Raw genomic sequence first — 15,476 nt, 5'->3', positions numbered from 1 at the left:
TTATCAAGGTATCAATATGGTTGATGCAGGTATGGAGGTGGCTAACGTATTAGCCACTAATGGGCCGTGGCTTATTGCCATTGCGGCTGCGTTTGGTTTTCTAATGGCGTGGGGCATTGGTGCAAACGATGTGGCCAATGCGATGGGAACCTCTGTTGGTTCTAACGCTATTACGATTAAACAAGCGATTATTATCGCTATGATCTTCGAATTTGCAGGTGCTTTTTTGGCCGGCGGCGAAGTGACCAGTACAATCCGTAACGGTATTATTGATTCAAGTTATTTTACCCAAACCCCTGAATTGCTGGTATATGGCATGATTGGCTCATTGTTAGCTGCGGGGATTTGGTTAGTCGTGGCATCGGCATTAGGCTGGCCAGTATCAACGACTCACTCAATTGTAGGCGCGATTATCGGCTTCGCGGCTGTAGGCGTTGGCACTGAGTCTGTCGCTTGGGAAAAAGTAGGCGGTATTGTTGGTTCTTGGGTTATTACACCAGCAATCTCTGGCTTTATGGCGTTCATTCTGTTCCAAAGCACTCAAAAACTGATTTTCAACACCGATAACCCACTTGCTAATGCTAAACGTTATGTACCTTTCTACATGGCGTTCGCAGGCTTTATGATGTCATTAGTCACGATCCTCAAAGGGTTGTCACACGTTGGCATTCATTTAAAAGGTGCCGAAGCTTATATCCTGGCGGGCGTAATAGCATTGGTCGTTGGTATCATAGGTAAAGTGTTTATTTCTCGTCTAAAAATGGATGAGAAAGCAAGCCACAAAACCATGTACGCTAACGTCGAAAAAGTGTTTGCGATCCTGATGGTTTTAACCGCTTGTTGTATGGCATTCGCCCACGGTTCAAACGATGTTGCTAATGCGATTGGTCCTTTAGCTGCGGTGGTATCTGTAGTTAATAGTGGTGGCCAAATTGCATCTAAATCACCGTTAGTATGGTGGATCCTACCTTTAGGTGCTGTGGGTATCGTTATGGGTCTGGCGATTTTCGGTCAGCGCGTGATGCAAACCATTGGTAAAAATATTACTCATTTAACCCCAAGTCGCGGTTTTGCTGCCGAATTAGCCGCAGCCTCTACCGTAGTGATTGCTTCTGGTACTGGTTTACCTATCTCTACCACACAAACGTTAGTCGGTGCGGTATTAGGTGTGGGTATGGCCCGTGGTATTGCGGCAATCAATATTGGTGTGGTGCGTAACATTGTTGTGTCTTGGGTGGTTACTTTACCTGCGGGTGCAGGTCTATCGATCATCTTCTTCTATATGATTAAAGGCATCTTTAACTAAGAAGCACATAACGACTATGGCAAGCTCGCCGTAGAAATGTACTAAACACAGAGGAATTGCTAGCATGGATGCGGCAAAGTTGAGGGAAGTCTATGACTTCCCTCTTGCATTGCAGGCCTCAAATCCCTAGCATGTGGTCACTATTTCGTTGATGAGAATACAAAAGTGTTAAGAATGCTGACTCTGGTGGGAATGATGTTACTCTCCCCTAACCTGCTGGCCGAAGGCCAACCCCGCTATATCTCGGATAACGTGTTTCTTTATATTCTCAACGGCCCAGGTACTGATTATCGTATTTTGGGTTCGATTGAAGCGGGACAACCCGTTACGTTACTTGGCGAAACTCAGGGTGATTATTCAAAAATAATCGACCATAAAGGTCGTGAAGGTTGGGTGCCAACCAACTTAATCAGTTCAACGCCTAGTTTTCGTGAGCAAGTTTCAACACTCACTAATGAGTTAAACGAAACCAAAGCCAAGCTTGCAGAAGTCTTAAGTTCGACGAATAACCATTCCGATGAAGTGGATGAACTCAAAGCCAAGCTAAGCGAAGCCGAAGCTATGCTGAACAAAACCACTCAAGAGCGTGATAACCTCAAAGTAGCGGTTGATCATAGCGCCCAAGAGGCACAATTTGCGCTATGGCGTGAGGGCGGACTTATTGCCGCCGCAGGTTTAGTGGTTGGGGTAATTTTGGTATATCTGCCAAGACCACAACGCCGCAACAAGAAGCGTTGGATGTAAATTTTTACGCAAATAATCGGAAAGTCAAAGCTAAAGCCAGTGTTTTCAAACGCTGGCTTTTTGTCAATCAAGCGTTACAACTCGCGTTTAACAAACCAATCAAACAAGCTTCACATTCTTTCACGCTATAGTGTTGTCCGTCACATTTTGGTTGTATAATCTGCGCGCGCAAAGCTTCATATTGTATACAAAATATCAAATGCGTTTCGCGCCCCCCATTTTTGTTTCAACAACAGAGCCCAAAATAACTGGCCAAGATGGAAGCGATTACTATGTTCAAAGCGAGTGAAGTGCTGGCAGGCCGCTACGATTCTGCCAATCTCGACGAACTGTTCAAAGCCGTCACCGACAACTACATTGTCGATGAAGAACAATACTTGTCAGAGCTAATCAAACTAGTACCCTCCAGTGATGAAGCCATCGAGCGCGTCACTCGTCGTGCCCACGAACTGGTAAACAAAGTTCGTCAATTTGAGAAAAAAGGCTTAATGGTTGGCATCGACGCCTTCCTGCAGCAATACAGCTTAGAAACACAGGAAGGGATTATCCTGATGTGTTTAGCCGAAGCCCTGCTGCGTATTCCCGATGCGGCCACCGCCGACGCCTTGATTGAAGATAAACTTTCAGGTGCTAAGTGGGATGAACACTTAAGCAAGAGCGATTCAGTGCTGGTTAACGCCTCCACTTGGGGCCTAATGCTCACCGGTAAAATTGTTAGCTTAGATAAAAAAATCGACGGCAGCCCGAGTAGCCTATTAGGCCGTTTAGTCAATCGTTTAGGTGAGCCCGTGATCCGCCAAGCCATGATGGCGGCGATGAAGATCATGGGTAAGCAGTTCGTTCTCGGCCGCACTATGAAAGAAGCGCTCAAGAACAGCGAAGACAAGCGTAAGCTAGGCTATACCCACTCCTACGATATGCTGGGCGAAGCCGCGCTGACGCGTAAAGATGCCGAAAAATACTTCAACGATTATGCCAATGCGATTACCGAGTTAGGCGCGCAAAGCTATAACGAAAACGAATCTCCACGCCCAACGATTTCTATCAAACTGTCGGCATTGCACCCACGTTACGAAGTCGCTAACGAAGACCGTGTATTGACCGAGCTATACGACACCGTTATTCGCCTGATTAAACTCGCGCGCGGATTAAATATCGGCATTTCTATCGACGCCGAAGAAGTTGACCGTCTCGAACTGTCATTAAAACTGTTCCAAAAACTGTTTAATTCTGACGCCACTAAAGGCTGGGGATTACTCGGTATCGTGGTGCAAGCTTACTCTAAGCGTGCCCTGCCAGTACTGGTATGGTTAACCCGCCTAGCGAAAGAGCAAGGCGACGAAATCCCCGTTCGCTTAGTGAAAGGCGCTTACTGGGATAGCGAGCTGAAATGGGCACAACAAGCTGGCGAAGCTGCTTACCCACTCTACACCCGCAAAGCCGGTACCGACGTATCTTACTTAGCCTGTGCGCGTTACCTGTTATCCGACGCCACCCGCGGCGCGATTTACCCACAATTTGCCAGCCACAACGCGCAAACAGTGGCGGCCATTTCCGATATGGCGGGCGATCGTAACCACGAGTTCCAACGTCTACACGGTATGGGACAAGAGCTGTACGACACTATTCTGTCGGAAGCTGGCGCGAAAGCGGTACGTATCTATGCCCCAATCGGTGCCCATAAGGATCTGCTGCCCTACCTAGTGCGTCGCCTGCTGGAAAACGGTGCTAACACCTCGTTCGTACACAAGCTGGTCGATCCGAAAACCCCTATCGAGTCTTTAGTGGTTCACCCACTGAAAACCCTGACAGGCTACAAAACCCTGGCTAACAACAAAATCGTTTTACCTACCGACATCTTCGGTAGCGATCGCAAAAATTCCAAGGGACTCAATATGAACATCATTTCAGAAGCAGAGCCATTCTTCGCGGCCTTAGACAAATTCAAATCGACGCAGTGGCAAGCGGGCCCTCTGGTTAATGGTCAAACCTTAACTGGCGAGCACAAAACCGTGGTTAGCCCATTCGATACCACTCAAACCGTGGGCCAAGTGGCCTTTGCCGACAAAGCGGCTATCGAACAAGCCGTGTCTTCTGCTCATGCAGCTTTCGCCTCTTGGACCCGTACGCCTGTTGAAGTGCGCGCCTCTGCCCTGCAAAAGCTGGCGGATCTGTTAGAAGAAAACCGCGAAGAACTGATTGCCCTCTGTACCCGTGAAGCGGGCAAGAGCATTCAAGACGGTATCGACGAAGTGCGTGAAGCCGTAGACTTCTGCCGCTACTACGCGGTACAAGCTAAAAAGCTGATGTCAAAACCTGAACTGCTCCCAGGCCCAACAGGCGAGTTAAACGAACTCTTCCTTCAAGGTCGCGGTGTGTTCGTGTGTATCAGCCCATGGAACTTCCCATTAGCGATCTTCTTAGGCCAAGTATCGGCAGCCCTCGCTGCGGGTAACACTGTGGTCGCAAAACCCGCTGAACAGACGTCTATCATTGGTTACCGCGCAGTGCAGTTAGCACACCAAGCGGGTATTCCAACGGACGTGCTGCAATATCTACCAGGCACTGGCGCTACCGTAGGTAACGCACTGACGGCTGATGAGCGCATCGGTGGCGTATGCTTTACCGGTTCAACGGGCACAGCCAAACTCATCAACCGCACACTGGCAAACCGTGAAGGCGCCATCATTCCGTTAATCGCCGAAACTGGTGGTCAAAACGCTATGGTGGTTGACTCTACTTCTCAGCCCGAACAAGTGGTTAACGATGTAGTGTCTTCATCCTTCACCAGTGCGGGTCAACGCTGCTCGGCGCTGCGCGTACTCTTCCTACAGGAAGATATTGCAGACCGCGTTATCGATGTTCTGCAAGGTGCAATGGATGAGTTAGTGATTGGCAACCCAAGTTCAGTGAAAACCGACGTTGGCCCAGTTATCGATGCGACCGCGAAGGCTAACCTTGACGCCCATATCGACCACATCAAGCAAGTCGGTAAGCTTATCAAGCAAATGCCACTGCCAGCGGGCACTGAGAATGGTCACTTTGTAGCGCCAACTGCCGTTGAAATTGATTCAATTAAAGTGCTTGAAAAAGAACACTTTGGCCCAATCCTGCATGTGATCCGTTATAAAGCCGCGGATCTTGGCAAAGTGATCGATGAAATCAACAGCACAGGTTTTGGATTAACCTTAGGTATCCACAGCCGTAACGAAGGCCATGCCCTCGAAGTCGCTGACAAGGTTAACGTAGGTAATGTGTACATCAACCGTAACCAAATCGGCGCAGTCGTTGGCGTACAACCTTTCGGCGGTCAAGGTCTGTCAGGTACTGGCCCTAAAGCCGGTGGTCCACACTACTTAACTCGCTTCGTGACTGAAAAAACTCGCACTAATAACATCACCGCTATCGGTGGTAATGCGACCCTGCTGTCACTGGGTGATAGCGAAGAATAAGCTCTCTCACCCTTGAGAGTTGAACAAAAGCCAGACTGAGTCTGGCTTTTTTATTATTCTTCTTTCTCTACTGCGGCTGATTCCTTTTTTTCTATCTTTTTTTTAGCAGCTTCAACTACCTTAGTAATGGCTATATCACCTTGGTCAACAACTGACTTAAACGTTTCCGATTGTTTAGCATTCTCGATATGCGTGGTCGCAGAGGCTTTGAGGTATTTTGCAGAGGACTTCAAGGTTTGTGACGAGGTGTTAATCAAATTTTTCACCGCTTCCGAATCATCACGATTGAAAATCGCGAGAGAGCTCAAGGTATCCTCGTTATCAGCATTATAATAAGGTGCTGGATCAAAACTCAGCTTATTTGCCACTAACATAGTGGGAAAGCTAGAGCGGTAACTATTGTAAATATTCACATGCTTATTATAAGTCTCACGCTTCGCCGCAATGTTATCTTCTAAGTCTTCCAACTGCTTCATAAGCTTGGAATAGGTTTCATTTGCTTTCAACTCAGGGAAGCTTTGTGACAACGCGGCCAAAGATTGGGTACTGGCTTGCTGATCTGCTGATATTTTAAGATGTGTTAACTTTTCATGATCGCCGAAACCTTGTGCAATATCGATCACTCTTGATGCCAAATCTCTTCGTTTTTGCAAAGAAACCTGAATATTGGAGGCTTGTTCAACCAGAGATTGCTTTTTAGATTGCAATGAGTTGTAGGTAAAAATTGACCAAACAGCAAATGCGCAAAACAGCACAAATAAGATCAAGATAATGTCCATTAAATATCCTTAAAATAAAATCAACTATGAGGCTATGAAGTCTTAGCCTCATCTTAATAGATTAAATAAGCCATTTTTTTCAAATAACAACATAGCTCTACAATTACACATACTAAAAGCCAGACTGAGTCTGGCTTTTTATTACATATCACTCATTAATACGGGTTGTCCAAATTCCTTTAACTGGGCATTGGATGCCTCAAAATACTGCTGCCAAAACTGTTTCAGCGGGAGCATGACTTGGCCACCTCTAAACCCTTTCGATGTCGCTGGCACCCAACCCGCACCTAATACATAAATGTCCGCCTGCTTAAAATCACTTAACATATTGGCTTTTTGGACTTTCTGTATCTCTTGCTCGGGTGCAATCACTTTCAAGGTGTTTTTACTGTAAAAGCTAGTGACATCGGAATTTTCAACCATATCAGAAACCAATAACAACACCCGTCTTTCTTCCTGATTGACCGCTACTTGCGGGGCAATCACCTGAGATAAATTGGTAATTATTTCTGTTTTAGGCACATCCGCATCGTTAGGTTTAAAAGCATTTTTGATATGAGTGTCGACTTTCGTTTTCACAAATTGAGTCTGTTTCGCCATACAATTATCGAAGGTCATTAAACTCTTTTTGGAAACATCGTCTCTATCTGCAATATCTGTGTCTAATCTTCCGCTGAATAACACATCAGTATAAAAATCCTTCACATAAGCACTGAAGCTGATAATGGTGATTTTATCCCCTGGTTGCAAAAAGAGGTGCACTTTTTCATGGACTAACTTTTTAATATTAATGTCCGGTGAAAACGTACCATCAACGGCAACAAATAAATGACGGCCAGAAACAGCCTTAGCCGTCGACGGTTCGATTTTTGCGAAGTCGTAACAGCTTTTAATGTCATTTCTTTCGGCTGCCACTGCGGGCAAACACCAAGCTAAGGCAAGCGCGCTTAATAAGCCTCCCCGCATAAACCGAGAGAGTTTTGTCATTCGAGCCATTAGCTTAATTCTCCAAGCAACTCTTTGCGTAAACGCTCCCGCATTTGCTCTTCTGTTTCGACAACTTTTTTCTGCTGTGCCATCTCTGCCAGTAACTCCTGACGAATGCGTTGCTCTGCCTGTTCAGGAGTTTCGACTTCCGCGGCCTTTTTAGCTTTCGCATCGGCAATCATTTCGGCTTTTAATCTGGCCTCCATCGCCTCAGGAGTTTCAATATCAGTCACTGTATTTGGTGTCGCAACGGTGGTACTTTTCATCGCTTGGTGGTTAGTGATTGTTTGATGCTCACGTAAACGCACCGATTGATTATATCGATTTTCAGCATTGCCTAAATCTTCCATATAGGTAAGGAATGAACGATTTCCACAACCTTCAAGCATCTCTAACACCTTAGGATCTTGGCAATTAACTTCGGCCTTTTGATTCATTCTTTGCTGTAAGTTAGTGAGGCGTTTTTGTGCTACTCGCGCAACTTGCTGCTTTAAACGAGAATAGTGAGTCTTAAATTCACGCTCACTCTTAAAGTTACCGATTTCCTTACGTGCATCTTTAGAATGCTTACCCGCAAACCCAGTTTTAAAGCCAATTAAAATGCCAAAAATCTGTAGTAAAACAAATAGGAAGGCTAAGAAGATAAATGTTCCCCACCCACCTTTTTGTTCACGTTCCCATAAATCATTACCCACTTTATCATCCGCGTTTTTAGCCTCTTGCACTAACATAGCGGGGGCGGCTTCTGCATATGGATCTTGCTCTTGATAAAGTCCACTTGACTGTTTGAGGTTCACCTCATCAATGTGCATTTTTTCTAATACTTGACCACGGACATAGGTTGCAAGTACTGCAATCACAATAATAGCCACCGCTGTAATAGTCGTAATTAAATAACGCGGCTTTACCTCTGCATTAGTTGAAATTCGGTTAATCAACTGTTTGTATTGAGGCTCGTCGTCATCCTCGAAGGTTTTATCTAAATTAATCCGAGTATTGGGTGCGAGTTCTGGGGTTGATTTATCGCGGTTTTTTGCATTTTTCCACCATACTTTAGCTTTTTTTATTAATGAATTAGCGTGTAACTCATGCCCAGTAAAATGCGTTAAACCAACCAATAAAACTGAGATGATAAAAGCGATACCGACAGCACCTTGCTGTTGCAGTTTTTCAGAAGCACCGGGGATCGTAAAACCAGAAAGTACATAACTGAACCCCATCGCTTCAACAAACACTAAAGCGGCAATGAGTATCCAACCAAAAATATGTAAATTATTGCGCCCATTTTCAGTCACTTTACCTAAGTAATCCTGACTCTTACTAAAGAGTTCCTCGTCTTTATTGACTTTTTCATAGTGGGCAGCGAAATCGGCACATAATGCGACCTCACTATTGAGCCACTCTTTATCGTAATTTTTGACTTGGGTTTCATAGTCTTTTGCCAAGCGACTTTCCTTACCCATTAACGGAAAGGCATACCAGGTATTAAGCCACCAAAAACTCACTTGATCCCACCAAATCGTAATCGTCACTATTAACGCCATCATAGAGAGCAGTAACACAACAAGTGCACGATACTCGTTCAACAACATAGATATAAAATCCATTTCCCACTCCTAAGCGTATTGCTTATAACAATTTAGGTTCAAAATTAGCTTCATACACTGTTTTATTCTTTTCGTAATACAACTTGCCAGCAATCGCGGTCGCAGAACGGTCAATTGGCATCACCACATCCATACAGCGGACTGGAGAATCTTTTTCTGTTGTAAAAACTCTATATAACAAACCTTTATCACCATAATAAGTTTCTACATGGCTAGTGAGTTGATAGCTAGGGGCATCTTTACTTGAACCTTTATAATTCTTCCAAATATTCACTTTAGGTGCAGAAACGGCTGTGCCACTGTCCTTAATCACAGCCACAGGAGTTAAGCCGATATAGTGACCATTCACTTTATTTACCCAAACAGTACCGTTCATCCCAGGCAGGTAATCAGCAGTGTTGTAGTCATTACGGCTATAACTCTCACCAGTGGCTAAACTCTTCACGTCCCCAGTGACTCTCGGTCCCTCAACAGCGCAATTTAAACTAGAGACTTCAGATGCATACGCCTTGCTGAATAATGCAAAACCGCTCTCTTTCTTAACGCCCACTAACTGGGCGAAATTGGTAGATGGATCGAGCATTTCTTTACCACCAAAATCAACTAAGGCTTTTTCTAGCTTCACTGGCTCAAGCAGTTTGACGATTTCCGACTGACTCATTTCTATTTGAGCGGGTTCAGAGATAGATATGCTCGGTTTGGTTGGCTGAGTTTCAGACTGTTTTACTACTTGAGTCGGCTTGACTGTGGCAACTTTATCCTGCGAGCGGCGAGATAAATAACTCAAATTGGCCCTCTGTTTATATGAATAAGCTAGTAATTGATCCGGTTTACCGTCTATTTCAACAATCTCTACTCGACGATTTTTTGCCTTGCCAGAATCATCACTATTAGCGGCAACTGGTTGTGATTCACCCGCGCCTTGGAAAAATAATCTTTCTGTCGGAATGCCTGCCTGGTTAAAAAGCGTGGCAACATAACGCGCGCGAGCTTCGCTTAACCTCTGATTCAACGATTCACTGCCACTTGCATCGGTGTGACCTGTGATAAGGATGTTCTGTTTGGAATCTTTATAGATAGCGGCTAATTTTTGTAATTTCTGTTTTGCCTGTGCTGTCGCTTCCGCAGAGCCTGAGCCAAACATCATTTCATCGGTGCTAGAAATTGTCGCGGCCATACCTACGACTTGATAATCAGAATATTTTTCCTGATCTTCCTTTGACATAGCTTGATTATTAGCACTGATCAATAAGCTATTTTGTTGGTTATCTGCATTGGTTGATGCACTGATTGAAGTAAATTGAATATCGAGATTTTCAGTTTTCGCTAATGCTTCTAGTGCTTCACGCTTCTTTTGAAAATCGTAACCCACAGTACAACCAATCGCAGCACCAGCAGCACCGCCATAAGCCATCCCCTTTTTTCCACCCAAATAATTACCAATGAGTACCCCTAAACCAGTACCGATGGCACAGCCTATAACAGTCTCTTTATTCTCCTCTACAGATTGCGTAATTGCACAACTACTTAATGATAATGCGGTAACGACTGCTACTGCTATGGGCTTGAAATTAGACGTCATAGTCATCCCTAACGTTAAAATTTAAGAATTTGATTTGGTATGTGAAAATTAACTTAAGAATTAGAAGAAATTACCTTTTGAATGTCAATCTAAAGTTGATACTCATGTAACCAAAATATTAATTCAGCGAAGATAGTGTAAACCTGGCGTGCAATAGTTCATCTAAGCCATTTACGATAACCAATAACAAAGTTCATTTTTCCGATTGTGAACAAACAATCACTATTCATAAAAATTATCATTAAAGTGTTTTTCTAAGTTGCGCACAGTATTTCTCTCCCCGCATAATCTGTTAATTGAAATCCACACATACGCATTACTACACTTCTAACCTAACTCTAAGGTAGCTATGACATTCTCGCTATTAGATATTTCTGCATTGACGTGGTTTATCGTTTCTTGGGCTGGCTATACCGCCTTTGCCCGACGTAAGGCGAAGGATACCGACTGTATTGCCCGAGGTTTGCATAAGCACAGGATCTACTGGATGCTTGAGTTGATGACCCGAGGTGTACGGGTAGGCGATGCGGCGTTATTAGCGAACCTTGAACGCAATATTGCCTTTTTTGCCTCGACTACGCTGTTCGTGCTCGCGGGGGTATTAACCTTATTTGCCCAGGTTGAACGCCTCGAGGCCGTGATTGCTACTATTCCCTATGCGACGCCACCAAATCATTCATTGGTACAAGTTAAATTAGCGTTATTAGTGGTCATTTTTGTGATGGCGTTTTTCCAATTTACCTGGTCGATGCGCCAATACGGCTTTGTGAACGTGATGATAGGCGCAGGCCCGATGGATAGCGAAGGCGCCAATGACAACCTCAAAGCCTACGCGCGGCAAATGGCAACGGTGCAAGACCAAGCCGCCCACTCCTATAACTATGGCCTGCGGGCTTACTACTTTTCGATGGCCGTGCTCTGTTGGTTTGTGCACCCAATACTGTTTATTTTGGCGAGTTTGTTTGTGGTGGTCACCCTCTATCGCCGCGAATTTAAATCCCGTGCTGTTATGGCCATTACCGCTGCGAAGGCACATTTAGGAACCGAATACCAAGCGCGAGAAACTCAGCGTCAATCCAAGTAGTCGTCATTTAGCCTAAGACTGCGCCAGTAAAGCGCAGTCTAATTCTTGTTCTATACTCATTGGGTTAATCACCAATCAATAATGGGAGTGAACCATGAGTGATAATCTGTTAACAGTGGATGAAGTGTGCAAGTTGCTGGATAAGAGCCCTGCGACGATTAAACGATATGCGCGGGAAAACCTGCTCAGCAGCGTGAAAGACGGTGAAGAATTGCGATTCCCCGAAGAAGAGGTCAAACGTTACTTAGCCTTTTCGCAGCGCTTAGGAAGATAAGCCGCCGCGCCTTTTATCGATTCATCCCCAAATGGACTTGGGATGCCTCGCTTATCCTTGTATAGCCATCTGTAACTGTTTGTAAGATAAGAGTTCTCGCTGTGATTCCTCTAGCCCAAGTTCTGCGGCTAAGGCGAGGAGCTGCGCCTCATAGATTGGCAGCTTAGCTTCATCATTAGTCATAATAGCAAGCTCGGCAAAGTCTCCTAAACCTTCGAGCCAATCAAGCGTTAAATGAAATTCCCCGAGAAAATACACGCTGCGGCGTTTTTTAATCTCAAGCACACATTGATAGCCTAAAGTCCGTAGCATACTTTTGGCTTTATTGGTATCCGTGATATTGACCGCCTCACAACGGTCTTTCTCGGGCCCTTTTACAATCCACAGCATGATGCCAGAGGGCTGCATCTCGCGAATACACAGGCTTTTATGCTCAGCAGCTAAGGATGCTATAGGTGAATCAAAATAGCAGTCATGCTCAAGATTATCCTCGAGCATCACCTCGGGGGATTTGGCGCTTAGACGTGCCCAAAAGGCTTCACGGTCTGTAAGTCGATACTTAAGCTCTACCTCAAACTTGCCGTTAAAATGAGCGTTAATTTGCGGAGCTAATTCTTTTGGTGCAATGTCTGCTGGCATTGGGTTACTCATATAAAGGCTTCACTCCTGCTGCACGTATTTCTCACCCATTCGACATCCAGCCTCAAGCTAAGCGACGATAGAGCGCCTGATAGGCGGGACAAGTTTGAAGTAACTGCTGATGATCGCCCGATGCCACAATTTGCCCCTCGGCGAGGAGGTGTATTTGGTCCATCTTGGCCATCGCCGTTAAACGATGGCTAATCATGAGCAGAGTTTTATCCTTTGCAAATTCAAGTAGTAAACTTAGAATTTCCCGCTCGGTGCGCTTATCTAAGCCCTCGGTTGGCTCATCTAACAGTAACAAAGGCGCATCACGCAGCAATGCCCTTGCCACGCCGATGCGGCGCTGCTCGCCGCCCGATAATTGCCGGCCGCCCTCACCAATCCACATATCTAATGGCTTGTCGCCTTTGAGTAACTCACCTAAACCAACCTGCTGTAATACTTGGATAAAACGCTCGTCATTGGCGGTACGTTTTTGACCTTCAGGCACAGGCAAGGCAATAGCAAGATTCTCCCGCAGCGTGCCCGCATACAGATAGATCCGCTGGCTCACGACTGTCATCGCCGATCTTAATGTGCCCTCGCTATAGTCACTCAATTGATGACCATCAAGGTAAATCTGACCGCTTTGCGCCTGCCACTCTCGGGTAATTAAGGACAATAAACTGGATTTACCGCAGCCAGTGGAGCCCAATAGCGCCACCTTTTGGCCCGGCTTTATCTCGAGGGATAAGCCCTGAAGCACGGGCTGGCTTTCGCTATAACTAAATTGGATATCGCGGATCAGCAATCCACCAGAGGTCGCCTTAAGATCTGTATCTGTACTAAAACGAATATCGCTTTCTTGCTCAGTGATTTCGTTAATACGCGTTGCCGCCAGCACACAACCGGACAAATGTTGGAAAGCCCCCGCAATCGGCATCATCATTTCCACACAGGCCATAGTGGCAAACACCATCAAGGCAAACATCGGGCCGGGAGGCACGGCATCGCCCACGCCATTGGCGGCTAAAAATAGCATCATGATGAGTGCCGAGCCCGTCGCCAGGATCAGCATGGCTTGGCTTAAGGCGGTGATATTCGCCATCGCCCCTTGGCTAGCAAATAACGCCTGCTCTGCCTCGTCGAGCTTGTGTCTGTATCTGGCGTTTGCTCCAAATAAACTCAACTCCGCTTGGCCTTGTAATATATCGAGTAACTGCACTCGATATTGGCGTTTAGTCTCCAGCATATTGCGGCTAGGCGCATGCCCGAGACGATAAAACAACAGTGGTAGCAGCAGCCAAATCACCACTAAAAACAGGCATAAACTTAAGGCTAGCTTGGCATCAAACCATGCAAGGAATAGATATAACAACGCCGTCATCAGCAAGGAAGCCGCCATCGGCGTCAACAATCGTAAATACAGATGGTCGAGCGTATCTATATCCGCCACGAGGCGGTTGAGCATATCCGCACGGCGCAAACCTTGCAGATTTTTAGCGCTGAGAGGGAAGAGTTTTCGCCAGGCCCAAACTCTGAGTTCAGTCAGTAATTTAAAGGTCGCCTCATGGGTCGCGAGACGCTCACCGTAACGACTGGCTGTACGGGCAATAGATAAGAATCGCACGCCACCCGCGGGGGTAAAAAAGTTAAAGGATTGGGAGCCGATAATAGTTAATCCCGCCACCGCCGTCGCCGATAAAAACCAACCCGACAACGACAATAAGCCAATCCCCGCCATCAAAGTGGTAAGGGTGAGCACTAGCCCAATAACCATCATTAACCATTGGTGCGAGAACAACCGAATGAAGGGAAGGAGTATTCTCATTGTGCACCTCCCTCTGTTGTCCCTAACGCAATATCGACACGAGTATCAGGCATTGGCGATTCAAGCTCAATATCTGCCACCGATTCGATATTTTCATGCAACATGGTTTGGAATAAACCCGCCTGCATAGAAAGAGTCGCAAAGTCGCCTCGCTGGACAATCAATCCCTTATCTAAGACTAAGATCGACTGCATCCGATCGAGCTGATCTAATCGATGGGTCACCATAATGCACATCTTGCCCGCCATCGCACGGTTCAAGGTGAGCGTTAATAGTTGCTCGCTAACACTGTCTAAACTCGCGGAGGGTTCATCAAGGATAAACACCTGCGACGCCTGTGCTAGCGCCCGCGCCAGAGCTATACGTTGTGCCTGCCCGACCGATAGGGTTGATGATTGTTCACCGATAGCTGTCGCTAAACCAAGGGGTTGCATGCGCACAAATTCATGGATATTGGCTTGCTCTAGCAAGTGCCACACCTGCTCGTCTGTAATATTAGAATTGGCTAGGGCTACGTTTTCCCGCACTGTGCCATGGAATAACTGTGGCTCCTGTCCAAGCCACGCTAATTGGCGCCGCCAATAGACAAGATCAATGCTGGAGAGCTCAACACAATTAACCAGTAACTTGCCTTGATAGGGTAAAAATCCTAATAGCGCGTTGAGTAAACTGGTTTTGCCTGCGCCACTTGGGCCAACTAAGGCTAAATGTTCCCCCTGTTTCAGCTCAAAACTGATGGGCCCTAATAAGCGGCTGCCATCAACGCTAAAGACCTCAAGTTCTTCAGCTATCAGGCTTTCAATCTTCTCAAGTCTGGTATCACCAACGACTGAGTCTGTTGGCTGAGGCTCGGGATGCTCAAGCAGAGTCATTAAAGCCTGCGCGGCACCAATCGCCTGCGCTTTGGCATGGTAGTGAGTGCCCATATCCCTTAACGGCTGATAAAACTCCGGCGCTAAAATAAGGATAAACAAACCGACAAACAGGCTAAAAGGTAAACCTTCATTCGTATTAGGCCCAATTTGAGCGTGCGCGCCATAGTAGCCAAAATCGAGGTGACCTAAGTAACTAAAACCAAAGTAAACCGCTAATACAGCAATCGACACCGCCGCAAAAAACTCCAGTACCGCCGAGCTTAAAAAGGCCATGCGCAGCACCGACATGGTTCGGCTGCGAAACTCCTCCGATGCCTTTTCAATCACCTTC

Annotated in this window: 12 protein-coding genes; 5 read left to right on the top strand and 7 right to left on the bottom strand. The window is 46.0% G+C overall.

Annotated features, from left to right (window positions below; genetic code table 11):
* Window positions 1-16: 16 nt before the first annotated feature.
* The 3 genes from L976_RS19975 to putA all read left to right on the top strand — a co-directional run bounded on the left by L976_RS19975 (window position 17) and on the right by putA (window position 5,502).
* Window positions 17-1,306: an inorganic phosphate transporter gene (locus L976_RS19975; protein WP_080612413.1), complete on the top strand. Its 1,290-nt coding sequence runs from the start codon at window positions 17-19 to the stop codon at window positions 1,304-1,306.
* A gap of 195 nt (window positions 1,307-1,501) precedes the next feature.
* Window positions 1,502-2,050, top strand: coding sequence for a TIGR04211 family SH3 domain-containing protein (locus L976_RS19970; protein ID WP_037421868.1), 549 nt, complete (start codon window positions 1,502-1,504; stop codon window positions 2,048-2,050).
* A gap of 257 nt (window positions 2,051-2,307) precedes the next feature.
* Window positions 2,308-5,502: a bifunctional proline dehydrogenase/L-glutamate gamma-semialdehyde dehydrogenase PutA gene (gene putA, locus L976_RS19965; RefSeq protein WP_173944672.1), complete on the top strand. Its 3,195-nt coding sequence runs from the start codon at window positions 2,308-2,310 to the stop codon at window positions 5,500-5,502.
* A 53-nt stretch (window positions 5,503-5,555) separates the two neighbouring features.
* Here the strand turns inward: putA and L976_RS19960 are convergent, their stop codons facing one another.
* The 4 genes from L976_RS19960 to L976_RS19945 all read right to left on the bottom strand — a co-directional run bounded on the left by L976_RS19960 (window position 5,556) and on the right by L976_RS19945 (window position 10,457).
* On the bottom strand, window positions 5,556-6,281 hold the full coding sequence (locus L976_RS19960) for a LemA family protein (protein WP_052184040.1): 726 nt from the start codon (window positions 6,279-6,281) through the stop codon (window positions 5,556-5,558).
* Between the two features lie 141 nt (window positions 6,282-6,422).
* Window positions 6,423-7,277, bottom strand: a complete 855-nt coding sequence (locus L976_RS19955; protein ID WP_047539548.1) for a hypothetical protein — start codon at window positions 7,275-7,277, stop codon at window positions 6,423-6,425.
* On the bottom strand, window positions 7,277-8,875 hold the full coding sequence (locus L976_RS19950) for a hypothetical protein (RefSeq protein ID WP_047539545.1): 1,599 nt from the start codon (window positions 8,873-8,875) through the stop codon (window positions 7,277-7,279). The genes L976_RS19955 and L976_RS19950 overlap by 1 nt, the downstream gene beginning before the upstream one ends.
* 22 nt (window positions 8,876-8,897) lie before the next feature.
* Window positions 8,898-10,457: an OmpA family protein gene (locus L976_RS19945; protein WP_047539543.1), complete on the bottom strand. Its 1,560-nt coding sequence runs from the start codon at window positions 10,455-10,457 to the stop codon at window positions 8,898-8,900.
* A 349-nt stretch (window positions 10,458-10,806) separates the two neighbouring features.
* Here L976_RS19945 and L976_RS19940 point away from each other — a divergent pair, with 349 nt between their 5' ends.
* Together L976_RS19940 and L976_RS19935 are read left to right on the top strand one after the other, a co-directional pair.
* On the top strand, window positions 10,807-11,541 hold the full coding sequence (locus L976_RS19940; RefSeq protein ID WP_037421785.1) for a DUF599 domain-containing protein: 735 nt from the start codon (window positions 10,807-10,809) through the stop codon (window positions 11,539-11,541).
* A 94-nt stretch (window positions 11,542-11,635) separates the two neighbouring features.
* On the top strand, window positions 11,636-11,815 hold the full coding sequence (locus L976_RS19935) for a helix-turn-helix domain-containing protein (protein WP_011623867.1): 180 nt from the start codon (window positions 11,636-11,638) through the stop codon (window positions 11,813-11,815).
* 51 nt (window positions 11,816-11,866) lie between these two features.
* On the opposite strand, the gene cyaB is transcribed toward L976_RS19935, so the two are convergent.
* The 3 genes from cyaB to L976_RS19920 all read right to left on the bottom strand — a co-directional run.
* Window positions 11,867-12,466, bottom strand: coding sequence for a class IV adenylate cyclase (gene cyaB / locus L976_RS19930; protein ID WP_047539541.1), 600 nt, complete (start codon window positions 12,464-12,466; stop codon window positions 11,867-11,869).
* 52 nt (window positions 12,467-12,518) lie between these two features.
* Window positions 12,519-14,270, bottom strand: coding sequence for a heme ABC transporter ATP-binding protein/permease CydC (gene cydC, locus L976_RS19925; protein ID WP_047539539.1), 1,752 nt, complete (start codon window positions 14,268-14,270; stop codon window positions 12,519-12,521).
* Window positions 14,267-15,476: ATP-binding cassette domain-containing protein (locus L976_RS19920; protein ID WP_047540784.1), on the bottom strand; the 1,210-nt coding region annotated here is incomplete at its 5' end. The genes cydC and L976_RS19920, both read right to left, overlap by 4 nt.

It is taken from the genome of Shewanella sp. ZOR0012 (assembly GCF_000798835.1).
Taxonomy (GTDB): domain Bacteria; phylum Pseudomonadota; class Gammaproteobacteria; order Enterobacterales; family Shewanellaceae; genus Shewanella; species Shewanella xiamenensis.
Note: the sequence above shows the minus strand (reverse complement) of the source record. Positions and strands in the feature narration are given on the sequence as shown.